Here is a 26,865-nt window from a genome sequence, read left to right as displayed (position 1 = left end):
TTTATTTCAAGTGCTCGTAGATTGGGAAACGGCTGCAGAGTTCCTGTGCATCCGCATTGACTGCTTCAAGAACCTTGTCGTCATCCTTGTTGTTGAGGATGGTCTCGAAGAAATCAGCGATCTCTACCATCTCAGGCTCCTTCATTCCACGGGTTGTTGAAGCAGGTGTTCCTGCCCTCAGTCCGCTGGTGATGAATGGACCTCTGGTCTCGAATGGGATGGTGTTCTTGTTGATCACGATACCTGCCTTGCTCATGACGACCTCTGCATCCTTTCCGGTGATGTCGTACTTGTTGAGGTTGAGGAGCATAAGGTGGTTGTCAGTACCTTCAGACACGATATCAAAGCCTCTCTCCTGAAGTGCTGCACAAAGTGCCTTTGCATTCTTTATGGTCTGTTCCTGGTCCTTCTTGAAAGCCTCGCTCTGTGCTTCCTTGAATGCAACTGCCTTTGCAGCGATGATGTGCATAAGAGGGCCGCCCTGGATTCCCGGGAAAACTGCCTTATCGACCCCTTTTGCATACTCTTCCTTGCACATTACCATTCCACCCCTTGGACCACGGAGGGTCTTGTGTGTGGTAGTGGTCACAAAGTCAGCATGTGGGAATGGGTTTGGGTGAACACCGGCAGCGATCAGACCTGCGATGTGTGCAACATCTGCAAGCAGGTATGCCCCGACAGCATCTGCAATTTCCCTGAAGCGCTTGAAATCAATGGTCCTGGAGTATGCGGAAGCTCCTACAACGATCATCTGTGGCTTCTCTTCCTTTGCCATCTCCATGAGTGCATCGTAGTCAAGCATCTCGTTCTCTTTGGAAACACCATATGGTACGATGTTGTAGAGCTGGCCGGAGAAGCTTACAGGACTTCCGTGGGAGAGGTGACCCCCATGGGAAAGGTCCATTGACATGATCTTGTCGCCTGGCTTAAGCACTGAGAAGTAAACTGCCATATTTGCGCCTGAGCCGGAATGTGGCTGGACGTTCACATGTTCTGCATTAAAGATCTCCTTTGCTCTCTCGATAGCAAGGGTCTCTGCAATATCAACAAATTCACAACCACCATAATAACGCTTTCCGGAATAACCTTCTGCGTACTTGTTGGTCATAATGCAACCCTGTGCTTCCATGACCGCACGGCTTGTGTAGTTCTCTGAAGCAATAAGGTTCAGCTTGTAATCCTGGCGATTTGCCTCCAATTCCAATGCATTGGCAATTTCTGGGTCGATATCTGAGATATAAGACATAGTTTATCGTTCCTTTGATAGCTATCGTTTTAAATTGATCAATTGATTATAAGATAGATACGATCCTACCGTCCACCTTCAATCTGTCCTCTGCGAACAGTTTTACGGCCTCGGGGTAGATCTTATGCTCCTGTTCCAGGATGCGACCTGCAAGAGTGTCCTCGGTGTCCCCCTCAAGCACGGGAACACATCTCTGGAGGATTATTGGTCCGGTGTCCATACCCTCATCGACGAAATGCACTGTGCAGCCAGCGACCTTGACACCGTAATCAAATGCCTGTTTCTGTGCATGCAGGCCCATGAAGGATGGTAAAAGTGCGGGATGGATGTTCATCATACGGTTCTTATATGCTTCTATTACATCCCTGCCAATGATACGCATGTATCCTGCAAGGAGAACCAGCTGTATATCATATTTTGCAAGCGTCCTAAGAACCTCTTCCTCATAGCCCTTCTTTCCGCCAAATGCCGAAGGATCCACGAATACCGCATCAATACCGTTATCTTTAGCCCTCTCAAGTGCATAGGCATCCCCTTTATCACTGACAACCACTTTGATGGCAGCATCCGGAATATAGCCATTTTCAATGTTATCAATAATGGACTGCAGGTTCGAACCGCGTCCAGAGACAAGAACTGCAATATTGAGAGTCATTGCTCACCCATACGAGATTGCTATATATTAGAGTTTTGGGATTATATAAGCAGAAATATCCGGATCACGTTTTTTCAGAAAAAAACTAAAAAGCAATTTATGGAATAAAAGTGCGTCCGATCAGTTTTCCTTTCTGTGCCTTGCCCTCTCATTAATAAGGGTTTCAAGGTCGTCTGCATCGGATAATGAATTAAGTTCATCCCTCTCGATAAGAACTGTGTTCTCCACGGACTCATACCTGCTCTTACCTTCCACAATGAAAACAGATTGTGTCTGGATAACATCCGATATACTGCTCATGAGGTGGGCTCGCTTTAGCATTGCATTGCTGTATTCGCTAACACCTGTAAGGAAAGTACTGGAATAATCCTTGGATACCGCCTTAAATGGTGCCTGGTTCGTTGAAAGAACATCATAGCCCAGCGTATAGATCAGGTTGAGGATATTGTCATTTGGAGGAGTAGCCCTCTCTGGCTCTTCTTCTTTGGTACTTGCAGGTTCCAGTTCTTTCTCAAAGCTGCGCAGGATGTCAATGGACTTTGCAAGTGCAACATCAAGGATCTCCTCAAGATGCAATACAATGTCAATTGAAGCATCCATCTGCCCTTCTTCATATTTACTAATGGTACGGCGGGATACTCCAAGCTCGGAAGCGAGCGCTCCCAGTGACATAGAGATGTCCATTCTTGCGTTTTTCAGCACATCACCGTCGATGGACACATACAAACCGCCAGGTGCTGCAGATACAAGCGGGGGAACACTCTCCACAAAATAATCATAAAGCGTCTGGACATTCAACGCAGGTATATCATATCTCATATACACTACGCTATCCTCAAGCATCTGGTCACGTGTCTTTGCACCCACAAGTATCGGATAACCACCAAGGTACTCTGCCAGAGTTATCATTTCCCGGGCAGTCTCTTCGTTCAGACCGTCAATGTTGTATAAGACCTTACAGAATAGGAGCGTATTATCCTGACGTGCAGCGAGATCGAAGCTCCGAGGCCTGATATTGCATCGATTTGAAACCGTGAAATCAGCGCGTTCCAATACTTCAATGATCTGATGTATCAGAATATCCTTTGTCATTGCGATAAATGATTGATTGCACATCTATATAAAGGTATTTGTTAGTATATAAACGAACACGGAACAAGAGAACATGATCATAGCTATAGATGATACCGATTCCAGAGAGGGAATGTGCACTACATACCTGTGTGCAATGCTAATGGATGAGCTGAAAGAGTACGGCAATATCATAGACAGCCCGATACTCATACGCCTCAATCCCACAATACCCTACAAGACTCGTGGAAATGCATCTACAGCCTTTGAAATTGATACCAGGGAACCGGAAAAGGTCATGGAACATGTTATCTCAAGAGTTGAAGAGCTGGCAGAACTTCAAAGCGATATGACAAACCCGGGAATCGTGTTCATCCCCGAAGGAGAGCAGGAAAAGGCAAAGAAAGCACTCGGGAACTTCTTCATGCAGGCAGTACGTGAGGTACTGGAAATAGAGGATGCAAAGAACCTTATTTCAGAACTTGGCCTGCCATCAAAGGGATTAAAGAATGGAAGAGGCCTTATAGGTGCCCTTGCTGCCTGCGGTGCCATGCTAAATCCCGGATGGGATCACACTTATGAGTACCTTGCATACAGGGAAAAAAATGCATGGGGAACACCAAGGGAAGTTGATGAGGAAAGTGTAAGGAAAGCAGACCTGGAAACATATCCGGACACCTGGGATACTGTGGACTTTGCAAACGACCTTGTGGTCTGTATCCCGCATGCAGGAGACCCTGTGCTTTTCGGTATCCGTGGTAACAGCATCGATGTGGTAACAAGAACATCACAGATGATAAGCTCCGAACCTGTGGAACGACACATGGTATACCGGACAGACCAGGGAACAGACCTTCACCTTATACCTGTAGAAAAGATTTCGGACATCAGGGACCTCCATTCCTACACCATCGAAGTTACGGTGGCAACAGATCCGGAGACCATCAGAGGAGGACATACAATATTCTCCATCCGGGACGATTCAGGAGACGAGATGGACTGTGCTGCTTATGAGCCTACCAAGAACTTCAGGGAACTCGCCCGTAAGTTCATCCCGGGAGACAGGATTGTCTTCTCAGGTAGTGTCAAGAACAATACACTGAACATCGAAAAATTAAAGATAATATCCCTTGCAGAAAAATATGAATCCGTTAACCCTTCGTGCCCGGAATGTGGCAAAAATATGAAATCCGCAGGCAAAGGGCAGGGTTATCGCTGCAGGAAGTGTGGAACATCTGCAGACTGCGCTGAACTTGTTAAAGTGGAAAGAGACCTTGAAACAGGAATATATGAGGTCCCCCCATGCGCACGCAGGCATCTTGCAATGCCCCTTGTACGCTGTGTGAAAGAAAAAAAGGAAGGAGAAGAAGATGGGAAGATATTCCCATCAAGATGATATTTCAGTCTTCCCGAAGCTCATCGAGATCAGCTATCGGAGGACTTGTCCTTTTGTGCATATTGAGCCTTAAGCGCTTCATCAGTGAAGTTATGTCCGTCATGGGAACTCCAAGCCTTGCACTCACACGTTCCTGACCTTCACCTGCAAGGATAGGTTCAAGGACCTTGTCGATGGTCTCGTAGGGAACACCAAGGTCCTCCTCATCGGTCTGGCCTTCCCACAATCCTGCAGAAGGTGCCTTGTTGAGTATGCTTTCAGGCATATCAAGCATCTCTGACATTTCCCTGACCTCGGTCTTGTAAAGGTCACCAATGGGTTCAAGGTCAACACCGCCATCCCCGTATTTTGTGAAGTATCCCAGAAGGATCTCCGTCTTGTTACCGGTACCCATCACGACCCTGCCAAGCATATTGGCATAGTAGTAAAGTACAGACATCCTGATCCTTGCTTTCAGGTTACCATCAACAGGAGCTGTGGCTTCAGAGATGTCAGGCATCGTATCCTTGTAAGTAGCAAGGATGTCAGAGATATTAACGATCTTGAAGTCGATACCCAGCCTTTCTGCAACCTCTTTTGCATCATTTACTTCGGATCCGGGAGTAGCGTTCTCCGGCATATGGATACCCAATACATTCTCAGCACCCAGCGCTTCAACAGCAAGGTATGCCACCAGTGCTGAATCGATGCCACCGCTGATGCCTACAACAGCTCCGGAGATACCTGCTTCACCCAGCTTAGTCCCGATAAAATCCACAATAATGTCCTTCGCTTTTTCCATATCCATGCTATCAAGTTCCATTTGATGATATAATAGGAGCACTATTATGGCTAGCCCCATATTAAGATTTCACGTTCAGATACAATGTATGTAACATAACCTTTAATACAGTGGTCACAGAAATTGATATTAATATATTGTAGGTGCTATAATGAATCTGATGAGATCGGAGATACTGGGACTTGATAAGATCCTGAAGGGTGGATTCCCAAAACCTTCTGCCATACTTATCGCAGGTCCTGCCGGATCTGGAAAGACCACAATTGCAATGCAGTCTATTTTTACTGCTTCTGAGAAAAAGGAAGTATGCATGTATGTCACATCATTGAACGAACCTATTGCGATGGTCAACAACTTCATGTCAAAGCTCAGTTTTTACAATATATCCCTGCTGTCCACCGGCAACATGAACTACATACCCATCGGCACCGAGACACTTGACAAAGGCATCTATTCGTTCATGTGGAACCTCGAGGAATCCATCGAAAAGATAAAGCCGGATCGAATTGTCATTGACCCGATAACAGCTATTGGAAGCACTCTTGACAAGGAAGCGAAACGCAGGTTCTATTATGATCTTTTCCTGCGCATGAAAAAATGGGATGCTCTGGTAATTGCCACCGGGGAGTTCACAGAAGAAGAACTTATGACAAGCGACCTTAGCCATGTTTCCGACGGTGTCATCTACCTTTCCGACGATGAGGTCAACAAACGCCGGGTGCGCCACCTTGAGATACTTAAACTAAGAGGCCAGGGTTACAGGACCGGCAAACATCCATTTACAATAACAGATGAAGGCGTGATCCTCCACAAGCAGGAACTGCCTGAACCCGATATACCATATTCGACCACCCGCGTCTCAACAGGAGTTTCCGGGCTTGACAGTATGACAGAAGGAGGAGTTTTTGAAGGTTCCACAATGCTCATATCCGGCAGCTGTGGCACCGGTAAAACAACCATCGGAACCCAGTTCATTGCAGAGGGAGCAAACGCCGGTGAAAAAGGCATGATCGTTTCCTTTGTCGAATCCGATAAACAGACGATCAACAATGCAAGATCTATAGGACATGATATTAGCGGCCATATTGCCTCCGGACTCGTCAATGTCATTTACACCAACCCTTCAGACCTTGAAGCAGGAGAACATGCCATCAAACTCCGGTCAATGATAAAGGAAATGGACATAAAACGTATTTTTGTAGACGATATCCATGTTTTCAGCGACCTTATGACTCCTTTTGATGCGAAGGACCATATCAAGCTCCTTGCAGACATCTTCAGATCCAACGGTATCACATCAATGTTTGCACAAATAACTGATGTGAGCAAAACGATACGGGATTTCAATGACTATGGAATGGATTCATCTGTCCTCCTTTCCCTTAGAGAAGAGGAAGGACATACCGAAAAGACGATCTCAGTAATCAAAATGCGTGGAAGTGCACACGATACCGGCATCCGGCAATTCGAGGTCAGAAGTTCCGGAATTGACATCATATTGCCATCCTCCCAGTGAAGGGAAGGATGCATAGTTATAAGCCTGATGAGAAATATCAAAATATGAACACAGGCTTGGACTAAACAAATATGACATTCTATATTACAGACTCCGCAGTTTTTATCTATGGTTATGATGGCAACCCTTCAGAATTCATAACAGTACCTACTGTCAGGAATGAGATGAAGAGCCAGGAAGCCCTTATGCGATTTGAGATCGCCTGTGAGACAGGTACCCGGGTGGAACAGCCTGACCCTGACATCAGGAAAAAGGTGGTTTCGCTTGCCAAAGAGACGCGTGACGTCGAGGAGCTTTCGGATACGGACATCGATATCCTCGCAAAGGCATTTGAATATAAAGAGGACTCGATCCTGCTAACAGATGATTATGCTGTACAGAACGTCGCATCAGTTCTTGGTATTGAATTCAAGCCAATTGCACAGAAGAAGATACGTGATGTCCTTGTATGGGGAAAGAAGTGCACTGCATGCAGGCGTAAGTTCGATGAAGGTGAGGAATGCCCTGTTTGTGGGTCACCATTGAAAAAGGTCAGGAAAAGAAAACTATAACCGTAGATATGACCTATAACAAGGTGAAAGAAAGAGAATACAATATTTCTAATTGAGATTAAAGCTGGGATAATATGAACAATATAGAAGAAATGATCCAGAAAGCAGTTGAATTGCAAGCTAACGGCCTTGTCACAGGCCAGATAGCAAACGAGCTCAACGTATCCCGGGAAACCGTCACATGGCTTTTGACACGTTCAAAGAAGGACGTCGTTGCTCCTGCACCAAAGGACATATCCGTGAACTGGAGCAGCATCGGACAAAGTTCTTTCAGGCTCAAATGTGTATCACAGGCACTCTGTGATATGGTTGCAGAGTCACTTGAGAAGACCGATCAGTTAGCTGACGTCGTGATAGGGATCGGGCTTAGCGGAATACCTATCGCTACAATAATGTCAGAAGAACTCGGACTTGAATTCGGTATTTTCCACGACTATGATGACCAGAAAGAAAAAAGTCGTCAGAGAGGTATCTTTAGCAGGAACTTCGCTGATGTAAGAGGAAAGAACTGCATAATCGTAGATGACGTTGTCTCATCGGGTGCTACTATCACAGATGTGGTGGAACAACTTCGCGAAGTAGATGCGAATCCTGTTGCCATAGCTGTAATTCTGGACAAGATGAACTCAGATTCAATAGCCAATGTGCCAATGAGCTCACTGGTACGTATCACACGTGTAGACTGAAAGGGGAATATTCCCCTTTTGATCCTTTAGAAAAACTTTTTTTAGATTTTTTTTAAATAATTAATGAGGGAGAGGTTTCACTCCACTCCCACAGAACCGATCTTTTCTACCAGTTTGGAAAGCACCTCAGAACGCATCCCTTCTACGAACTTGATACTTCCAACCACAAGGTGTCCGCCACCGTTAACACCGGCACCCACGATCTCCTCATGAAGCTCGCGTACCATCTGCGGGATGTTCATAAGAACACCTTTTGAGCGGATCACAGCAAAGTCAGGGCCGTATCCGATAGTGATGACCGGACGTCCTTCAAGTTTCTGGCACATGCGGTCATGCACTTCACCTGAGGTCTTGCCTGGTGCAGGGAAAGTGAACTTATGTGCATAGTTCTCAACGTCCAGGACGTTCAGGACTGCACCGTTTGGCAGGTCCTGGGATTTGACGTTAGGCATGCATGCAGTCAACTGCTCATCGATCATGGCATTTGCCTGTTCACAGAGCAAGTTCACGATCTTCTTATGCCTGGTCTTATCACCAAGGTCCATGAGGTCATCCACAATGCCTTTTCCACTACTGAACTTGAGCCAGTATGCTTCAAAGTCAAGTGCCAGTGCAATGTCCTTGAGGTCTTTCTGGGAATACTTGTCAGCAACCAGCTGTTTATAAGCCTCTGCTTCACCTGCTTCAGAGCGGTCCCCTGTCGCAGCAATTGCAGGCAGGTGTTTGATCTCATCCGTCACATCAGGATTTATCATACGTGCAACTTCTGTTGCAAGCATTCCAGCGGTCATTCCGAAATCCCCGCCAACATGTGCAGGGTTCACGTGACCGAGCAGGTATTGGTCAACGATCTCATCCGGATGATGGTGATCCACGACAACCATGTCGATACCATAGACCTGTGCCTGTCTCATGGCTGGTACATCCTCTTCTGTGGAACCATTGTCCACCATGACAACCAGTGGAAGTTTCTGCCCATGTCTGGCAGCATCTTCGAGTGCATAGGATATATCCTTGGTAACATCCGGCATTTCGTAGAATGGTGCTTTGGATGGTGCACGCTTGTAATAATGATATTCTGCATCAGATCCGTTTATCTCCCTGATCATCGGAAGGATAGCCCTCTCGATGGCTACTGCTGCGGTCATTCCGTCGGCATCAGCATGATGGCGAAGAAGGATCGGCTTTGACCTCATTATAGCCTTCTTGATCTCCTTGGTCACCTGGCGCATTGCAGGCCTGAGCTTTTCAAGGATCTCGCTTTCTACAAGGAATTCGATCTCTGAAGGTTCCGCTCTTTTGTCAAGCACTTCATCGATCCTCTTCTTGACAGCCTCCTCCTTTGCACCGGTGAGACGTTTCATGCTCTTTACCTCTACCTGAAGCCTGTCAGCACGGGACGTTACCTCCCCCGTACCGGTTATTATCATATCGGCATCGATCTCCGGATAAGCACGCTCTCCTGCTCGCTCAAAGGCGGCACAGGAAATGAGACCTTCCTCATCAGATATTGTAAATATAGTAGGGCCACCGGTCTGTTTGACCTGTATGACCTCACCCTCTACCTTGATAAGTTTACCAATGAACTTATCGAGCTCTATGGACTTCCTGATAGGTATTTCCTTTTCAACTTCCACGATGTTGAAATCCTTGACCTGCCTTGGGATCAGGTCCATCTTACCATCGCGGCGAACTTCCTTAACTTCAACGACAACAGTAGCTCCTGCCTCAAGAGGAGTACTAAGATTGCTCGAGTGTATCAGACCGCGAAGGTTGGAATTCAGATCTACGAAAACACCGAAGTTCGCAAGGTTGTTCACAGTAGCACGGTACATCTTCCCGACTTCAAGCTCATCCTGATTACAGGAATTATCCAGCACATGAACGATATCTATCTTACCACAGGTACTGCAAGCTTCCTTTCCATTGATCGGACCATCGATGGATTTTCCGCAAATATCACATTTATAGAAGGCACCTTTGCCATTGCATGCCGTGCATGTTTTTCTTACTTCGATTTCCCCGCTTCCACCGCATTTCGGGCAAACTGAACCATCTTTCAAAAAACTGTTCACGTCCTTTTGTGAAAGGCTCATGAGGTTAACAGACTTTGATTTTCCCGCGCCTTTACATTCAGGACATTTCTCAGTGGAGAGAACTTCATATCCTTTTCCTCCACATTCAGTACACTCTTCTCTCATTGTATCAAGTCTTAATTGTTTATGTTAGATTTAATGTCTTTGCTTATACGAAGACTGCCACAAGCAATAGTTTTTTATGATAACTTCTTCCATATAAATTGGGGGAGGTTACCATGATAGAAGAATACATAATACCTATACTTGTAATTGGAGTTATCATCTTAACTCAAGCGCTCAAAATGGTCAAAGAATACGAGCGAGTCGTTATTTTTAGATTGGGACGACTTAGCGGAGTAAAGGGACCAGGACTTTTCCTTATCATCCCTATCATCGATACAGTGATGAAGGTTGATCTGCGAGTTGTAACTATTGACGTTCCAAAACAGGCAGTCATCACAAAAGATAATGTTACTGTGGCTGTTGATGCTGTTATTTACTATAAGGTTCTCAAACCTGATGCTGCAATCACAGAGGTAGAGAACTTCAAGTTCGCAACATCCATGCTTTCCCAGACAACCCTCAGGGATGTTATCGGGCAGATTGAACTTGACCAGCTCCTATCAGAACGTGAGACCATCAATAAGGACATACAGGAGTTGCTCGACATTTCCACAGACCCATGGGGAATCAAGGTCACGGGAGTCACTCTGAGAGATGTGAGCATCGATGATACCATGCTTCGTGCAATTGCAAAGCAGGCAGAAGCCGAAAGGGAAAAGCGTTCACGCATAATTCTTGCGGAGGGTGAGTTCATGGCTGCACAAAAGATGAAAGATGCTGCACAGCTCTACCAGGACATACCTGTAGCTCTCAAACTAAGGGAACTGCAGACCATTGCCGAAGTTGCACGTGAAAAGAACCTCGTGGTAGTAACAAATTCAACGGAGATCGGAGAGATCGCTGCACTTTCCACCGCATTCGGTAAGAAATAAAACCTTAAGAAGGTGATAAAATGTTGAAAAAGCCATCACCTCTTATTCCTTTTTTATTTTTAGCATTGATATTATTATTGCTGAGCCCTGCCTGTGCTTCCGCAGAAGATAAAGTTCTAGTACTGGAACTATCCGATTCGATCACACCGGTATCTGATGACCTTGTAGTTGATGCACTTTTGGTAGCAGAACAGGAAGGATATGAAGCACTTGTTATAACCCTCAACACCCCCGGAGGCGGGGTCGATGAAACGCTCAGGATCATTGAAGCCATAGACCAGTCAGAAGTTCCAGTTATCGGATACGTCTACCCCGGCGGAACAAAAGCGTGGTCTGCAGGAACACTGATCCTTCTTGGAACTGATGTTGCTGCAATGGCACCCTTTACGGTCATTGGTTCTGCACAGCCGGTCACTGTTTCCACAGGAGGGGTCGAACCTGTGGAAGATGACAAGATAGTGAACGCCCTTGTGGCACTTGCAAAAGAGAAGGCAAATCAGCACGGACGTAATGAGACCGCAGCTGAGAAGTTCATTACCGAGAACCTCAACCTCAATGCCGAGGAAGCACTGGAAACAGGAGTCATCGAATATGTTGCCACAGATGTTGAAGACCTACTTGAACAGGTGGATGGGGAGACAATAAAGAGTAAGGAGCTGAACACCAGCGGTGCTACCATTGATACGTATGTTCCAAACCTCAGGCTGAGCTTTATGAATATAATCTCAGATCCTGTGATATCATCACTACTGATAATGCTTGGAATATACGGCATCGTTATCGGAATTTCAAACCCTGGAGCAGGAGCTGAGATATTTGGTGTCGTAGCTATCTCGCTGGGACTTATAGGAACAGGTTTTGATGTGAATATCGCAGCAATATTCCTGATAATCCTGGGGGTGATACTATTCGTTCTCGAATTGCAGGCGCCGGGAGTTGGTATATTCGGAATATCGGGACTGATATGTTTGATAGCAGGAAGTATTTTCCTGGTACCCACAGATTTCCCGCGCTGGTATACACCTGCAGACGTTCAGCAGACAATGATCATTGCGATCGTTACACCTACGATAGTAATGGGATTGCTGTTCGTATTCGTGTTTTACAAAGTGCTGGAGGTCAGGCATCGCAAACCGGTCATCGGTGAAGAACCCACAGGTGACCTTGCCGAAGCTCTCGATAAGATCGATGCCGGTTCGAAAGGATTTGTAAGATACAAGGGAGAATACTGGAAAGCAAGATCAGAAGACGATCTGGAAGAAGGTGATACTGTAATGATCACCGACAAAAAAGGACCGCTCCTCTTTGTGAAAAAGAGCGAGTGACCAAAAGAAGTGTTTTAGGGGAGTGAAACCTCACTTCCCTTTTATCATTTCTATAACTTTTCTTTTCTTATCAATGGCTTCATTTGCAGCATTATCCACTGCACGCTTCATCTCTTCAAAGTCCCTTGGCTCTGTATCCCCGATCATCTTCTTGATTGGAGTGTAAGCCGATTCCCTGAAGCGCGGGGTGAAATCACACATTTTTCCATCGATGTTTATCTCTGCACCGCTGCCTTCGACAACCTCTCCGATGATGTCGATCTCAACGCCTGCATCCCTGACGGTCTTCATGATATCGTCTGCATATTCCCTCGGTGCGATAACGAGCAATGCATCAAGTGATACGCCAAGGTAGTCTATCTCCAGCTTTTCCAGCATGTCGAGAACTTTCGGATTGACAAGCGGACGCATCTTTGCTTCATCGAAGACAAGCTTGACACCGGCAGTTCGTGAGATCTCTTTTGCATCGCCACGGATACCACCGTTGGTCACATCTGTCATTGCATGCACATGCTTTGTCAGGCCGGATGCGATCAGTGCATCACATGCCTCGAGGAACTTGATGTTGATGGTCTCATCAACCACATCGTGCATCTCATAATAAAGCGCTGCAGTGGAAACTGTCCCACCGCCTGCACCCTCGCTCATAAGGATGACATCTCCAACCTGCGTCTGAATGCGGGCTGTAAGGTCTGTAGCTGTACCAACTGCACCAACACCACCGGTCATACGCTCACCGATATCCATATCGCCGCCGATACGGAGAGTGCTACCCGTTACAAGAGGGATGCCTGTAAGTTCGGACACCGTGGTAATTCCCGCAATATGGTCAAAGATCTTGGCAACATCGCCATCATCGGCAACGTGGATGTCGGACAGGAGTGCCACAGGTCGGGAACCCATCACATACACATCACGAAGGGATGCACGGGCTACGTGGAAACCTGCAAGGAAAGGAAAATCGCTAAGACGGGAGTGTATCCCATCAATTGTAATAATTATATACCCATTCCCGGTCTCGTTCAGGATAGCGCCTGAATCGTCAAGATGGGATGTATCGACCGCTGCACTGGTCTTTCCGATGACCTCTGCGAGCTTCTCATGTGCGTAGAAATCCCCCAGTCCACGGGAACCGACGCCAAATTCACCCATGCTCACGCCGGAGACAGTGGAGGTCAGTACATCGCCTTCGACATTAAGTGTGGCCTTTGCCTCTACAATAGCTGCTTTTGCAAGTGACCTGGCGTGTTCAGGCGTTGTGTCCTTTATCTCAAGTATACGTTCTGTCAGTTTGTCCTCAAGTTCAGGATCATTCTTTCGAAGTCCTTTTCTTGCATAGCCTTCTATATCCATTAGATCACTCCGGAGTATCAGCACATGCCTACAAAATTCTCAAGCATCTTCAGGCCGATATCACCACTTTTTTCAGGATGGAACTGTGTTCCGATAACGTTGCCTGTGGAATTGACGACCGATGCAGCGAATTTCACACCATAATCACATGAAGCGAGAGTGTGGGCAGCATCAGTATCCACATAATATGAATGTACAAAATAAACGAATGCACCATCTTCTATTCCCTCATAGAGAGGATGGTCCTGCTCGATGGAAAGAGCGTTCCAGCCCATGTGCGGGACCTTCAGTTCGCTGTGTGGGAAGCGGAGAACCTTGCCGGGAACAAGATCAAGCCCATCATTGAGCCCTCCTTCTTCTGAATGGCTCATGAGCATCTGCTGCCCTAAGCAAATACCAAGGACCGGTTTTCCAGAAGCCACGTAACTGTGTATGCCATCAAGGAAAGGAACGATGTTCTTCATCGCATCGGAAAAAGCCCCGACGCCCGGAAGAATGACACCATCTGCACTTTCAAGGTCTGCAGGGTCCTTTGATATGGTCACTTCCGCACCTGCGTGTTCCAGCCCTTTCTGGACACTACGGAGGTTGCCAAGCCCATAATCAATTATCACTATCTTTTTCATGGGAAGTACAGTACGGTTTTGGTACATCAATCTAACGAGATGATGGAGGATATGATATAATTATTGATGGGATTCCAAAAGAATCACGATATGCAATATTAGTTTTACTTTTAAAGCCGCTTTGTCCGAAAAATAGGGTATTTATCGGACAATGACCCGAATATTCGGACAAAAGCATGAATTTTCGGACAAAGAGCTTATGGACATAATGCATATATACTATGCAAAATAATTTTACGGTATCACATATAATCATGTGAAGTGGGGTCCAAACTAAGTAACTAATCAAAAATAGGGAGTGTTTGCAATTAAAAGTAATAAATCAATAATTATATCATTAAGCATTTTGTTACTAATCAATTTATCTTTTGGATGTATTGACCAAGACTCAACTAAAAATTCATCTATGCAATCAAGTAATAATACATCAATAAATTTAGATATTAATTATTCCGAAATTAAACTCCTGCCACCATATAATGAATCAAAACCTGAATGGCTCAAAACAAATGAATCCAATATAGCTAGAATTGCACTCAAGGATATTCGAGTTCAGCAAATGATTCAAGAAGGAGGGACAATCATAGGAGTAACTTATTCCTGCCATCCAACTTATGAAGGATATGACGGAATCGGATGTGCTCCTGCCTTAAAAATTAAATCTAAGTCTGAAAATGAGATAGTAGATTTCTTAGTTGATGAAGAGAAGGAAGTAGTAGCTGAAACCGTTACAGAAATTACATCTAGTAACTAATACTTTTCTTTTTTTTCTTTTTTATACATATGAGAATTGCGATTAACTGCTTATTTTTAAAGCAAATTTTGTTGGCTGATTTTTTAAGCATTCCTCTCTATCTTCAGCGGCTTGCTATTATTCATTGAGATACTTTCAACTTTATAGTTAAAATTAGGAAAATCTATTTTTGGAGAGATTATAATCCTAGTCTAATAGATGGACACTAGATTGGTTATAAAATGTCTAAACACATTATTCGGTCAATAACATGAATTTCCAGTCAAAATCACTATTTTTCAGTCAATGTGATAATTGTGTATTTATCGGACAAAGTCATGAATATTCGGACAAAGCGTTTTAAAGCATCGACTAATGTTAAAGATTGAATACCAGACAAAAATCCCCAGAAATAGTGATTACTGGGAAAGCACTTTGAAAATACATTTTCATAAAATTATTGGTGAGAATCAAATTATAGATAACGTTCCAATTGCCTTGCTAACTCCCGGGCCTCCTCCGATGTGACGATAATTGTTTCGCGATCAGTGGATATCTCGATCATATCCTCTTCGTATTCATAAACCATTACCATAACATAAGATAGGTTAAAACGTTATAAAACGTTTTTTATTTTAGTATTGAAGTGATCTGACGAGGCATAGAGATCAAATAATACAATGTACCCCATATAATTATTAAGACAATTATAAAAAATCGAGATATTTATATCTCATTTTCACCTTTGCATCACCGCCTGAAAAGGCACAGGTACAATAGGTGATATAATGAAAAACGCGAGAAGAATCTTTAATGATGAAAGAGCGATAGAGCTACCCATCAATATTGTAGTTATGCTTGTCGTCGGAATGGTCGCACTTGCAGCGCTGATAGCAATAAGCTAAACTTAAGAGGAGGAATAACACATTTTTACTATAATACAACATACATATCGATTAGGCATTATATGAAAATTGTGCTATCAAACAATAGTTTAAAAAAAATTCCATAGGATATTGTTTCCTATGGCATCCATCATTTCCCACGCGGGATCTGATTATTGCACACAGGTGCACAACCGAATTTATTCACAAAATCCAATATCATATTACTTTCCCACCTTTCAAGGTTTGAGCTTGGGTCCATAGGCTTAAAATAAACGTTGATATTGTGATAAGCCCTATACTGCGCGAAACCATGATTTTCCCCCCTAGTTTCATGCTCCCTAAGTCTGCTACCGATATCCTCCGACTGACCGATGTAAATGATATTACTCATTCCAAAAGGATAGGGAATCCCCCAGTTTCGTTCTCTTACAGTTACAATGTAAATTCCCGGCATTCCTGATATCTTATTATAAATCGCACTATTCCAATCGATTGGACCTTTGAGATATCCATACATTCTCTTTGGCATAATTTACCTTCTTGCTTCGTATTTTCAAGATGAATTTATAATATACATTTAATCTTAGTGTGTACATTTATAAGGAGTTTTGTGTAAAAAGTATATTTACTTTAATTTTGATAGGTAATACTTTTATTTTGAAAGAAAAAAAGATTCTATTTATAAAATATGGTATTGTCAAGCTTAAATAAAAAATTTAATATTCGAATACCAATACTATGAGAAACGTGACCCCATGCATGTCTGATTTTAACAGTTTTTCCCAATTGCAATCATTTGGGATATTGGTTACATCATTTCTTCTATAATGTATAGGCATCACCTTTATAGAACCAGATTATTGCTTATAGACTAAACTATACGTTAAGATTATGTTTTCACCTATTTTCGATTTTTCTACAGTAAAAATATCTCCTTCTTTTATATTTGCATCTTCTACAATTTTAACAGGAATTGTTAAATCTAATGATTTTGTCCCCTGTCTTGATCTTGCTTTCACAGTTATTTTCTTCATCTGGTCGTAATTTAAGTCATATACATTTAATACTTAATGTACATTATGTACACAAAAAAACTTACATATTATATGAATTATATTGCACATGTCTACTAAAAGCAATGACAAATCTACAAAAATTGCAATTCCAAAATTACCTCAAATGATTAAAGGGAAAATTTATAAAACTGGGCAAACTAGAGGTGCAGATGATGACGTCATATATCAAAATCGTGTTTTGCGCAACAATACTGTTTTAATTCCATTTTCCATGTGGAAAAATGGTTTAACTTTCCCAAATAAAGGAGATTTTGAAAACGGTTTTATTGTCCTCATATCTCCTGAAGAATACTTTACCATCATAAAAATGGGAAATGAATTAAATGATTATGATTTGATAATTGGTGAAAATGCACTTGTTTTTTATGTAACCCGAGAACAATGGCAAAATTATAATCCAGACAAATTAGGTTGGATTCCTGCACAAAAACGCAATTCTCCATTGGAAGGACAATATGTTGCACGTGTCGCTGCAACAACTTCAATAAATAATGGGGAAAAGATTAATAGGGGATTTAATGGGACTTCTTCAAAAGGAGCAGGAATACGAGTTTATGAGTATGCGAGCAAAGAAACAATTAATCTGTGTTCTCTACAACTCGAAGCTCTATTCTGGCATTGTTCTGATTCTTTTGAAATTACAATAAAGTATGGCATGACTGAAGAAGACGCTTTAAAACGTAGAAAATTTATAATCGATTCTGCTGAAGAAGCAGGATTATTGGACTATGAACTTCTTTTTAATTCGCGAATGATTGATAAAGACCAGGATACGATCTGCCCTTTGTGTTTAGAAAAATTGAGTTCTGAAGGATTTTTTACTAGAATGAAACAAGCTGAAGGCCGTGAAGTTCATGATCTTACTGTAACAGAACTAAATTTATTCCATATCGATGAACTAAAAATAAATGAGTACAATCATCATCCCTACAATTTAGGATGGGGACACCATCATTGTAATGTTGTAGTAAAAGACATGGGAATAAGTGAAACAATAAATTGGATGAAGCGTATTATTGAAACTAATAAACAATGGGAATCATCATAAATGGTTTGTCAAATCTCCATACCTGCTTAATTGAAGTCTTCAATGTTTTTTGTTGAAGATCTCAATGTTTTTTTGTGATATGCCTACCCATTTTGGATCAATTTCAATTGCAACTGCTAATCTATTATGGTTTAAAGATGCAATGGCAGCATTACCGGAACCAGAAAAACAATCTAAGACGATATCACCTTCATATGTTGTTGTTTTTATTGCATATTCTAGTAGCTCTATTGGTTTCTCAGCTGGATGTTTGTTTTTATAGGGGCGTACTGATGGAAAATCCCACACATCTGTAAATTGGCAAGACCCGTTGGTCTTAAATGGACGGATTAAATCTTCGTAATAAGGCACATTATTTATATTTTCACTTGTAAGAAGGGCATTACTGATTTTTTCATATTGTTCACTAGATGGTGTATTTCTTCCAGCTTCCCAATTAGATGCCGCACCACCATGATTTACACGTCCATAGGTTCCTGTTTTTTCACACAACAGTTTCATTGTGAAACCTGCTTTTTTCCTCAAATCGCGCAATACATTCCCAAAATACGATCGAAAAAGATTGCCTTCATATGCAGGTTCTGCAAAAATAACACGTTCACTATGTGGATACCATTGGCGTAATGCCTCTTTTTTCATTTTTTGTTTCCAGCCATCAAACCCAGGGTCATTTGGTTTTGACCACACTATCTGATTCAGTATGTTAAATTTTTTAGACAACTCTACTTCTAATCTAGCGGCAAGCTTTGATGAACAAAAACAGAATAAAGATCCATTTGGCTTTAAAATTCTGTGCCATTCTTTTGAATATTTTGATAACCATTCTATATATTCAGAATCGTTTTTGAACGCTTTGTCCCCATGTATATTATCCTTCTTTGTAGAATGGTACGGTGGATCAGTTAATATCAATGAAACACTATGATCTGGTAACGATTGTAATAATTCTAATGAATCTCCTTCTGCCAAAAGGACGTCTTGGGTTGATACTTTCAGATGACCAGAAAGATTATCTCTGATGCTTTCAAAGTCCTTTTGTCGAGATAATATCACTTCTTTATTAATTGATTCATCACTTGTTTCTAGTAAGATGTTATTTGTTATACCAGCATTTTTTTGATTGTTTTTCATACTCATTCCGCCAATAAATTCTACCATCCCCTATATATCATATTCTCATGGACTTTGTTAAATTATGGGGTCTGTTTGAAACCTAGTTTATTATAAAAGGTTAAAAACATCATATCATGATAGTTTGTTTTTACCAAGAGTAGATGAAGCATTAGGTACTTCCACTATGTGAGAAATGATGATACATTGATTTGTTAACAAAATAAATCATTCTACCTTTATCCACCAATAAATTGCATTTCCTTTTTTGCTGTCTGCTATGATAGTTCTGAACGTTTTGCAATCGTTTTTAAAATTAGAATCAACAGTATCCTCCCTAATTTATCACTCCGATGCTCTATTAACTTTCTCTATCCGGTCTTGTTCTTCCCAGACATCCCTGTACTTGTACAATGTACTGGCCGGAACATTCATCACCCTTGAGATCTCGGACCATGTCAGACCCTTATCCCTGTACTTCATGACCTCTTTTTTGTTCGGCTCTTTGGTGGGTCTTCCCCATGTTTTCTTCTCCTTCCTGTGCCGTTCTATGCCCACCTTTATCCGTTCCCTCATTATCCTCTTCTCATTCTCTGCAACCCATCCAAAGATCGAAATCAAAAGCTTCCTGTAATGAGGATCACCTGCTGTGGACCAGGCCTCGCTGGGGCTCAAGGAGACCACTCTGACGCCTTTATCTTCGAATTCCATAATCAGGTTAAGGGTATCAATAAAAGTCCTCCCAAGCCTCGAGATTTCGAATAGATAGATCGTGTCCACATCATGAGACTCGATATACTTCAAGAGCTTCTTGAATCCAGGTCTCTCGGGAGCCGGGACGCTCCCACTGATACCCCCGTCAAAGAATATTTGCTCCGCAGGGATGCCTTTGTTTTTGAGTTGGACAATCTGGGTGTCGATGTTCTGATCCTTCGTACTTGTCCTTGCATATCCAACTGAATTTTCTGAAGATTCCATCAAACATATTTTGTGTAACACATCTTTTATAAACTCATTCTCATTGTTTTATGAAACCAAATAGACATGTATTGTGGAATATGAAAATAGATAAAAATGAGCCATCTGAATTTGAGCTGAAAAAATTAACCCCTTGGTATGAACATCAAGGGGAATTTTTATAAAATGTCTGTTTTTGAAATCAATCTTCATAGCTAGCAGAACGGAAATGGATTGAATGCATATTTATATACTCTTCAGCATTACCATTTTGATCATAAGCTATAATTTTCCAGTTTTCATCGTCAATAATACCATTTACGTAAGTGTTGACTATTTCTCCTTCAATTAAAGGATTTATCGTTGTTATTTTCACTCTTTTCATATATTTCACCTCCTATTAATTTCCTTATTCATTAAGGACTTACGATATATATTTTAGCATCATATAATCATTATCAAAAGTCATTACAACAAACATTCCTATGGAGGTCATATGACCAAAGACTTACGAGAATCGCCTTGATTAAGCTTTTTTTGGTGGAGGTATGTCACAATTGCATTGATTGTCGTGCCTGTGAGGAGATGAGACACCGGCGGGGATTTAGGAGAGAAAATAGATTGTTGTGAGGGGGGAGCATGTGCTATTTTGCAGTAATCTAAGATAACTTTATAATGTTATGGATATATCATGATGATTGTTCTCGACTTATTATTGGAGGGTGTATCATGGTACTGGAATTGTTAAATGAATATAATTCAGCTTTAACGTTATTCTTTTCGTTTGTCGTTGCAGCTTCTACTGTTGTCTATGCTATTCTAACATGGAGATTGGTTTCTGAAACTAGAAAAACAAGAGAAGCGCAGATAAAGCCACACGTTTCTGTTTCTTTTGAACAATCCAATGCATCGGGATCACCCGGCCTTCTTGATATGGTTATGGAAAATCTCGGAGAAGGGCCTGCATATGACTTGCAATTTGAAGTAACCCCTGACTTTGAGATGGATACAGTAAAATTATCGGAAGTTGGGTTTATTAAAAACGGATTACGTTACTTAGGTCCATCCCAAAAAATCAGGTTTTTTTTAACAAGTTTGTATGAAAACTATGAACAAAAAAAGGATAATCCTTTTGAAATAATCGTTACTTACAAAGACGGACTAGAAAAAAAACATTCGGAATTATACGTGATTGATTTTTCACAGTTTTCGGGAATTGGTATACTTGGAACACCTCCATTAATCAGAATAGCCGACTCTCTTGAGATAATAGTGAAAGATCTTAGTAAATTATCATCAAAATCCCAAAAGTTCAATGTCATTACACAACCGATAGAGGATTTTCGGGAAGAGGAACACGAGCGTCGTGAGCGTCAAAAAGCAATGCTTGCCGAGTGTAAGAAAAAAAAATAACAGGGAATGTAGTCTGCTCTCCTTATTCACCCCATCATTTTTATTGCAAGCAAATAACCAAAAAGTGTGTTAACATTATAAACTCCCCGCAATGCAATTAACAATCTTATTCTAAAAAACGCTATAATGCAATCTAAAATATCATCACCAATATATAATCCATTAATGGATTTTGTCTCCAAGTACATGATGAAATTGAACAAATAGAGGAATCAAAACTCAAGACTCCTCATAATATTCCTCATCTCTTAGTTTTGGGAGTTTATTACCCTCTATAAGCTCAATTTCATTTCCCAATGATTGTAGTAATCCTTCCTCTGTCCACAAGGATGCACCATAATATCCTTTTTCAGTTCCAATCTTTTTTGCATTAGAAACTACTTTTGTAATCGGAATCAACAAACCCATTTTCTCTGCATTTTCGTGCATAAGAGAGCCAGCAATTAATTTTCTTCCAGTTTTCTCTTCTATTTTTCTCCCCAAATCTCGTAGCATCCCGTTATAAGACCAATTATTTGGCCCATGTGCCCTTTTTTTTAAACCTTCTTCCCATGTAATATCACAAAGTTTCGTAATTTTCTTTAACATTTTGTTATTCTTAATGATCTCAAGCATCACTTCTCCAGATTTTTGATTATCGCCGTACATAATACCTCAACCACATTTCCGATTTTATTGACCTATACTTGTTATTAATATATGAAACATGAATTTATTTGAATCAGTTCCTTATTATCTTTAAGGATTTTAACTCAATTAATCCAATTAACTTCATTACCTTTTTCAAAAAACACTTGAAACGAGGAATAATCCTCACCTCTTTTTCTGTCTCCTTAAGGATTACTTTGAGTCCAAGATCTTCATCTATGACAAACATATGCTCTGAGACCAACGAGAATCGTTTAGATAACGATTTTTTGATGGAGTTATGTCCTTGCATGGAATGAGTCAAAAATCGCATAAATTGGCTTATTTACAATGAAAAAGAAGATAGTATCACAAAATCATTTGTAATACCCGAATAAATCTTCCAAAGAAATTTCTATCCCATAATCTTTGAGATCATCTTTCCTTTCAACATATAATGCCTTTATACTATCTTCTTTTTCAGCTACTGATGCATGATGTAATCGCCTATGACAGTTCGGACAGAGAGAAACAATATTGCCGGGGACATCTAAACTATTTTTGAATTCATCTTGATTCCCCATAGGAATTAAGTGATGAGCTTCAACAAAATTATCATCAGTTATGGAGGAAGTAAATGTTTTATGTTCACTATCGATCTCACAAAGATAGTTTGACTTTTCCAAGCTTTCTTTTGCAATTTTTGGGTTTCTAATCCACACTTCCTTTCCATGCTTTATTGTTGATTTAGACCTTTTTTGAGGCTCTTTGGGAGTAATTGAAGGAGTTGCCTCAATAACTTCGCTCTGGTACTCTTCATCTTCAATATCGTCGACATCATCACCTTTCAATAAGCGGTCAACGATGTCTTCAAAGCTCCTACTTCCAACTATTCCCGTTAATTCCCTATACACACCAATTAAATTTCGGAGATCGTTGGCTAATTGAAGATCGTCCGGTACATATTCTTTTGAATAAAATTTGCCACAAATGTGTCCTAATTGATAGCCAACTGCAAACTTTTTGTCACTCTTTAAATCGATTTCATCAAATGAAAAATCAGCTAATGATGATTTTAATGAATCTTTAAACCCAGCTGCAACTGTTCTAATATGTTCCCTTGCTTCTTTATCACCATATGTTCTTGCATAATAAGTCCATCCTTGGTTAAGTGATAGATAAAAACCTGACATGTCAGCTCTAAAGAGATATACTATGTAGTACCCTTTTTCTGCACTTGTGGTTATGTTTTTATCAAACACTCCAATCCAAGGTATTTCAGCCCAATTACCCTTTCCAGGAGAACCATCTACTTTGTATTTCGAGACATCGATAAGTGCTTTTTTTTCGACAGACTCTTTTGCATTGTTCCTTATGTGTTTCGCGAGATAATTATCTTTGAAAGGCATCTCTTTCTCGATTAAGTAATTGCCCATTATATTTCGAAAAGACTCTTGCATAAATTTCACCTGGTTAGCCAATATGGCAAAATATATTAAAAAGCCATCGATAATTTTGAAACAGTATGTTACATACAAATAGGTTGCTACAATAACTCACCATTTTTAGAAAAATCACTTGGAGGGAGGGACGATCCTCACCTCTTTTTCTGGCTCCTCAGGTATGCACTTCGCATCCAATATCTTCGTTGCAGGGACCTCTTTGGAGACCACATATAATCCGTCTGGACGCCTCTGGAGGAAGAAAACACACTCTTCTATCTCATTGGCTTTCAACTTTCTTATGAGCCTTTTCTGGACCATTTTGGAGGCTGTCCTTTTGTCATATATGACAATCTCTCCACCTTTGAGTTTGTTCTTCGCAAGTTCAGACATGCTACTAGAGCCGATGAATCTGTAAGGATAATGCCAAACCTCGGGAAAATCGAAGAACTTTTTTCGGAGCTGTTTTTCCAAATATCTCTCCATTACATGATACCGATCCTCATTTGTTTGGAGTTTTTTGTGGGGTTTTGGAAATTTTTCCTCCACAAATGTTCCTCTCCGTGAAGCAAGTATTCTCCGAAGCTTTTGATTTTCCTCCATTACTTTCCGTTCCCTACTCGAAATTCCTCCGTTAACAACATTTTTCCCCACATCGACCCCTTCGTCCTCCAAGATCTGATCTCTCACAGTAACAGGAATTCGCTTTGTGAGGGTCTTATAAATGGTCTCTGCATGGTCTGGATGCTCCGAAGCTATCCTCGCGATAAAACTCGGGTCCTGAAGGAGAACTCCAATTTCTTCCTCGACCTTCCTGTCGATAAATCCCCCCAATTTTTTGTAGAAATTCTCTCTGTAGATGAATGGATTTGCAGCGTGTTCCCTTCCTTTAGTGGTAAGTTCATATCTATACGGCTTCCCACCTACTTTCATTAGGTATCCGTATTTACAATAACGATGAAGACTTGTACGCAAGGACCCGTAGTCTACCTGTGGTAACACTTTCCTAAGGTCTCCACACGTATGGGCTCCAGCTAGCACAGCATTCAAAATCGCTCCCTTAACCAAACAGTCGGAAGTTGGGGAAGAGATATTTGTATTGTGACCAGTACGAGTGGGTCTATTGATGTTGTTTTTGTCGATTCCTTGTTCCCAACCTTTGCCAGGAACTCCATTGATATTGGATGGGGATATTTTGTCCATTTGCTTCACCAATACTTAGAGGTCGCTTGATGCTGATTTTTTGGTGGGAGAGTTGTTAACATATATGGAGTGACGGAGTTTTGTTGGAGCTGTTAATATTATACTGTTAACATTATAGGGGAAGGTGGTAAAATGCTTTAAAGTTTATCCTAAAAGGTGCAAAGCAGCATCAATAGACACTATACCCTTCGGCAATATCGATGGTTTGGAGGTGATTTTGGAGATTTTAGTGGAAAATTGAGATTATATTTTCCGGGATTACCGATAATTGTTCAAGACATAATCAAAAAAACTGAAAAATCCCCAAGTTCCCCAAGTTCACCGAGTTCCCTAATTCACTCAGAAAATAAAAAGTAAGATAATTTGGTGAATTTACTTCATAGTTACATAGACGCGTGCTTGCAAGATTGATTTTGTAAGATAATATGGGAATTTGGAGAACTTGGGGAACTCGGTGAACTGGGTGAATTTACAAAAAAAAGAATCATAAATCAGCTTATCATAAAAACTGCTGATTCATGACATGATTTGTTCAATCGATTGGAAAGTTCCTCATTAGTCCATCAGTGCAAGAATCTTGTCAAAGCCTTTCAGTTGGGGTTCAGTCAATGCACCTTTCGGAATATATCGTATGGATTCAGTAGAATCTTGATCTGCACGAAGCTTTGACAGAACGCTATCATCATCATTGATTAGAAGATAGCTTTGAGCACCTGTTTCTTCAGAGACATACTTTTTGATAGTCTCTGATTCAATTAATGTTTCGATGACTTCTGAAAAATCATTGCTTTTGATTTTCACAGCTCTCAAAAGGTAAGAATGGCCACAAGAACCACCCTTATCCCTTAATTTTTTTAGAACCTTCTCGATTTGATTGAATTTTTCATCTTCTTCGAGCCTTTCGATTACGTAGATACAGGAAGGTAAAAAGTAAGTACCAACCAAATTGATTGCGACTTCAATTGATTTTTTTGTTATGGTATCAGAAATTGGCGTTTTCCCTATTTCGATAAGCATTGCAATCTTAAGGACATAATCACTTGCCCTTCCCAATGCTGAACTGTAAATATCGTTCTCAAATTTATCGGCTTCCGTCTCCCATTTTCGTGTTGTGGATTGATAAAGTGCCAGTGCATCATCATTAAATGCCATTTCAGTAGTTCCTAAATTATTTAAGATTTGATAAATGGCATTTCCATGCTTAATTACAACTGCTTGATTATTAACATCTTCATCAGTCTCCATGTCAATATCCATATATGGCTTTTGATAAGTAGGTACAGCATATAGAGTTCTGTAGCCATACCCACATTCAAAATCCATGATATTCATGACATTACAATATCTTCTCGTTGTTGTCGCATAATACGAGTTAATGTAGGGGTCAGTAACAGTAAATTCGGTCGGACCACCTGTTTTGCTACCGGATAATATTTTCTTAGTACCTACCCCATCATAATATTTGCACAATTCGTCAAATATACCTTCATTGTACTTTTTATGATATTTAGCCATCAAACCAGATGATTCATCGGAAATCAAATTTTGGTGTGAATTTAATGCTAATGATTCTATTAATCCCTCAACTGACTGTGCATCATCAGTAAGCTTCGTGCCTGTGACTCTTTCGTATATCTCCCTGCATTTCTTAACAGCTGTACTTTTGCGGCTTGTTGTCGATTTTCCAAGAATTTGAACAAAAATATTGGCTTTGATTGTCCCTTGCTTCGTCTTAAGAACTATTTTTCCGTCGTACCAAGCCGCCAGAAGCCACAATGCACTGCACACATTATATTCGTAGTAGGCATCTGTCAAGCCCTTTACCCATCTGGTGTAGACATTTATGAAATGGTCGGCAGGTAAGATTTTGGAAAGGTCAGGCATTCTTAGGTCAAGATCCTTCCATTTGTTCCGGGCCACTCCTTCTTTGCTAAGTATGAGGGCTCCTAAATCTTTAGGGTCAATAAAAATATTGAACATGCAATAGAGGCAGGAAAACAAAAAAGTGGTTTCATCATCGGAAGCCACTTTATTGTGATCTGTATATTTCCTTTCAAGTTCAGATTGATTAAATTTAGTCATAGAATAAC

25 protein-coding genes are annotated in these 26,865 nt (G+C 41.2%); 9 read left to right on the top strand and 16 right to left on the bottom strand.

Annotation, left to right across the window (positions count from 1 at the left end; genetic code table 11):
• Position 1: 1 nt before the first annotated feature.
• The 3 genes from glyA to LI82_RS02640 all read right to left on the bottom strand — a co-directional run bounded on the left by glyA (position 2) and on the right by LI82_RS02640 (position 2,993).
• Positions 2-1,246, bottom strand: a complete 1,245-nt coding sequence (glyA, locus tag LI82_RS02650; protein ID WP_048193413.1) for a serine hydroxymethyltransferase — start codon at positions 1,244-1,246, stop codon at positions 2-4.
• Positions 1,247-1,292: 46 nt separating this feature from the next.
• Positions 1,293-1,901, bottom strand: coding sequence for a phosphoribosylglycinamide formyltransferase (gene purN, locus LI82_RS02645; protein ID WP_048193412.1), 609 nt, complete (start codon positions 1,899-1,901; stop codon positions 1,293-1,295).
• Positions 1,902-2,021: 120 nt separating this feature from the next.
• Complete coding sequence (locus LI82_RS02640; RefSeq protein ID WP_048193411.1) at positions 2,022-2,993, bottom strand: transcriptional regulator; 972 nt, start codon at positions 2,991-2,993, stop codon at positions 2,022-2,024.
• A 73-nt stretch (positions 2,994-3,066) separates the two neighbouring features.
• Here LI82_RS02640 and LI82_RS02635 point away from each other — a divergent pair, with 73 nt between their 5' ends.
• The gene (locus LI82_RS02635) at positions 3,067-4,368 is read left to right on the top strand and encodes a tRNA(Ile)(2)-agmatinylcytidine synthase (RefSeq protein ID WP_048193410.1); all 1,302 of its coding nucleotides are present in this window, start codon (positions 3,067-3,069) and stop codon (positions 4,366-4,368) included.
• 4 nt (positions 4,369-4,372) lie between these two features.
• Here LI82_RS02635 and LI82_RS02630 read toward each other — a convergent pair whose 3' ends face one another.
• Positions 4,373-5,170 (bottom strand): NAD+ synthase, encoded by a 798-nt coding sequence (locus tag LI82_RS02630; protein WP_269078505.1) that lies wholly within the window; start codon positions 5,168-5,170, stop codon positions 4,373-4,375.
• Positions 5,171-5,300: 130 nt separating this feature from the next.
• Here LI82_RS02630 and LI82_RS02625 point away from each other — a divergent pair, with 130 nt between their 5' ends.
• The 3 genes from LI82_RS02625 (at position 5,301) to LI82_RS02615 (ending at position 7,902) form a co-directional block, all read left to right on the top strand.
• A complete protein-coding gene (locus tag LI82_RS02625) occupies positions 5,301-6,665 on the top strand; it encodes an ATPase domain-containing protein (RefSeq protein WP_048193409.1) in 1,365 nt (454 codons plus the stop codon).
• 71 nt (positions 6,666-6,736) lie between these two features.
• A complete protein-coding gene (locus LI82_RS02620; protein ID WP_048193408.1) occupies positions 6,737-7,216 on the top strand; it encodes an NOB1 family endonuclease in 480 nt (159 codons plus the stop codon).
• Between the two features lie 74 nt (positions 7,217-7,290).
• Positions 7,291-7,902: an orotate phosphoribosyltransferase-like protein gene (locus LI82_RS02615; RefSeq protein WP_048193407.1), complete on the top strand. Its 612-nt coding sequence runs from the start codon at positions 7,291-7,293 to the stop codon at positions 7,900-7,902.
• A 77-nt stretch (positions 7,903-7,979) separates the two neighbouring features.
• On the opposite strand, the gene LI82_RS02610 is transcribed toward LI82_RS02615, so the two are convergent.
• Entirely contained in the window at positions 7,980-10,103 is a 2,124-nt protein-coding gene (locus tag LI82_RS02610; protein ID WP_048193406.1) for a DHH family phosphoesterase, read from the bottom strand.
• A 113-nt stretch (positions 10,104-10,216) separates the two neighbouring features.
• Here LI82_RS02610 and LI82_RS02605 point away from each other — a divergent pair, with 113 nt between their 5' ends.
• Both LI82_RS02605 and LI82_RS02600 read left to right on the top strand, forming a co-directional pair.
• Positions 10,217-10,975: a slipin family protein gene (locus tag LI82_RS02605; protein ID WP_048193405.1), complete on the top strand. Its 759-nt coding sequence runs from the start codon at positions 10,217-10,219 to the stop codon at positions 10,973-10,975.
• 20 nt (positions 10,976-10,995) lie between these two features.
• Positions 10,996-12,300, top strand: a complete 1,305-nt coding sequence (locus LI82_RS02600; protein ID WP_052402677.1) for an NfeD family protein — start codon at positions 10,996-10,998, stop codon at positions 12,298-12,300.
• A 30-nt stretch (positions 12,301-12,330) separates the two neighbouring features.
• Here LI82_RS02600 and LI82_RS02595 read toward each other — a convergent pair whose 3' ends face one another.
• Together LI82_RS02595 and hisH are read right to left on the bottom strand one after the other, a co-directional pair.
• Positions 12,331-13,653, bottom strand: a complete 1,323-nt coding sequence (locus LI82_RS02595; protein ID WP_048193404.1) for an AIR synthase-related protein — start codon at positions 13,651-13,653, stop codon at positions 12,331-12,333.
• Positions 13,654-13,670: 17 nt separating this feature from the next.
• Positions 13,671-14,279, bottom strand: coding sequence for an imidazole glycerol phosphate synthase subunit HisH (hisH, locus tag LI82_RS02590; RefSeq protein ID WP_048193403.1), 609 nt, complete (start codon positions 14,277-14,279; stop codon positions 13,671-13,673).
• A gap of 346 nt (positions 14,280-14,625) precedes the next feature.
• Here hisH and LI82_RS02585 point away from each other — a divergent pair, with 346 nt between their 5' ends.
• Entirely contained in the window at positions 14,626-15,033 is a 408-nt protein-coding gene (locus LI82_RS02585; RefSeq protein WP_236622648.1) for a hypothetical protein, read from the top strand.
• A 1,014-nt stretch (positions 15,034-16,047) separates the two neighbouring features.
• Here the strand turns inward: LI82_RS02585 and LI82_RS02580 are convergent.
• Positions 16,048-16,428, bottom strand: a complete 381-nt coding sequence (locus tag LI82_RS02580; protein ID WP_048193402.1) for a GIY-YIG nuclease family protein — start codon at positions 16,426-16,428, stop codon at positions 16,048-16,050.
• Positions 16,429-16,756: 328 nt separating this feature from the next.
• A complete protein-coding gene (locus LI82_RS13185; protein ID WP_167879776.1) occupies positions 16,757-16,933 on the bottom strand; it encodes a hypothetical protein in 177 nt (58 codons plus the stop codon).
• 88 nt (positions 16,934-17,021) lie between these two features.
• On the opposite strand from LI82_RS13185, the gene LI82_RS02575 reads away from it, so the two are divergent.
• Positions 17,022-18,023: a BstXI family restriction endonuclease gene (locus tag LI82_RS02575; protein ID WP_048193401.1), complete on the top strand. Its 1,002-nt coding sequence runs from the start codon at positions 17,022-17,024 to the stop codon at positions 18,021-18,023.
• 39 nt (positions 18,024-18,062) lie between these two features.
• Here LI82_RS02575 and LI82_RS02570 read toward each other — a convergent pair whose 3' ends face one another.
• The 3 genes from LI82_RS02570 to LI82_RS02560 form a co-directional block, all read right to left on the bottom strand.
• A complete protein-coding gene (locus LI82_RS02570; protein ID WP_201770289.1) occupies positions 18,063-19,181 on the bottom strand; it encodes a site-specific DNA-methyltransferase in 1,119 nt (372 codons plus the stop codon).
• 297 nt (positions 19,182-19,478) lie between these two features.
• Positions 19,479-20,111: a recombinase family protein gene (locus tag LI82_RS02565; RefSeq protein WP_048193400.1), complete on the bottom strand. Its 633-nt coding sequence runs from the start codon at positions 20,109-20,111 to the stop codon at positions 19,479-19,481.
• 181 nt (positions 20,112-20,292) lie between these two features.
• The gene (locus LI82_RS02560) at positions 20,293-20,475 is read right to left on the bottom strand and encodes a hypothetical protein (protein ID WP_048193399.1); all 183 of its coding nucleotides are present in this window, start codon (positions 20,473-20,475) and stop codon (positions 20,293-20,295) included.
• Positions 20,476-20,819: 344 nt separating this feature from the next.
• On the opposite strand from LI82_RS02560, the gene LI82_RS02555 reads away from it, so the two are divergent.
• Positions 20,820-21,503 (top strand): hypothetical protein, encoded by a 684-nt coding sequence (locus LI82_RS02555; RefSeq protein ID WP_048193398.1) that lies wholly within the window; start codon positions 20,820-20,822, stop codon positions 21,501-21,503.
• 219 nt (positions 21,504-21,722) lie between these two features.
• Here the strand turns inward: LI82_RS02555 and LI82_RS02550 are convergent, their stop codons facing one another.
• The 4 genes from LI82_RS02550 to LI82_RS02530 all read right to left on the bottom strand — a co-directional run bounded on the left by LI82_RS02550 (position 21,723) and on the right by LI82_RS02530 (position 26,857).
• Entirely contained in the window at positions 21,723-22,151 is a 429-nt protein-coding gene (locus tag LI82_RS02550; RefSeq protein WP_048193397.1) for a hypothetical protein, read from the bottom strand.
• 356 nt (positions 22,152-22,507) lie between these two features.
• On the bottom strand, positions 22,508-23,590 hold the full coding sequence (locus tag LI82_RS02540; protein ID WP_052402675.1) for an MrcB family domain-containing protein: 1,083 nt from the start codon (positions 23,588-23,590) through the stop codon (positions 22,508-22,510).
• A 114-nt stretch (positions 23,591-23,704) separates the two neighbouring features.
• On the bottom strand, positions 23,705-24,505 hold the full coding sequence (locus LI82_RS02535) for a hypothetical protein (protein ID WP_135607220.1): 801 nt from the start codon (positions 24,503-24,505) through the stop codon (positions 23,705-23,707).
• Positions 24,506-25,330: 825 nt separating this feature from the next.
• The gene (locus LI82_RS02530) at positions 25,331-26,857 is read right to left on the bottom strand and encodes a DUF3987 domain-containing protein (RefSeq protein ID WP_048193394.1); all 1,527 of its coding nucleotides are present in this window, start codon (positions 26,855-26,857) and stop codon (positions 25,331-25,333) included.
• Positions 26,858-26,865 lie beyond the last annotated feature (8 nt).

The organism is Methanococcoides methylutens (assembly GCF_000765475.1).
GTDB lineage: Archaea > Halobacteriota > Methanosarcinia > Methanosarcinales > Methanosarcinaceae > Methanococcoides > Methanococcoides methylutens.
The sequence above is the reverse complement of the archived record's forward strand: the minus strand, read 5'-3'. Positions and strand labels throughout refer to the sequence as shown.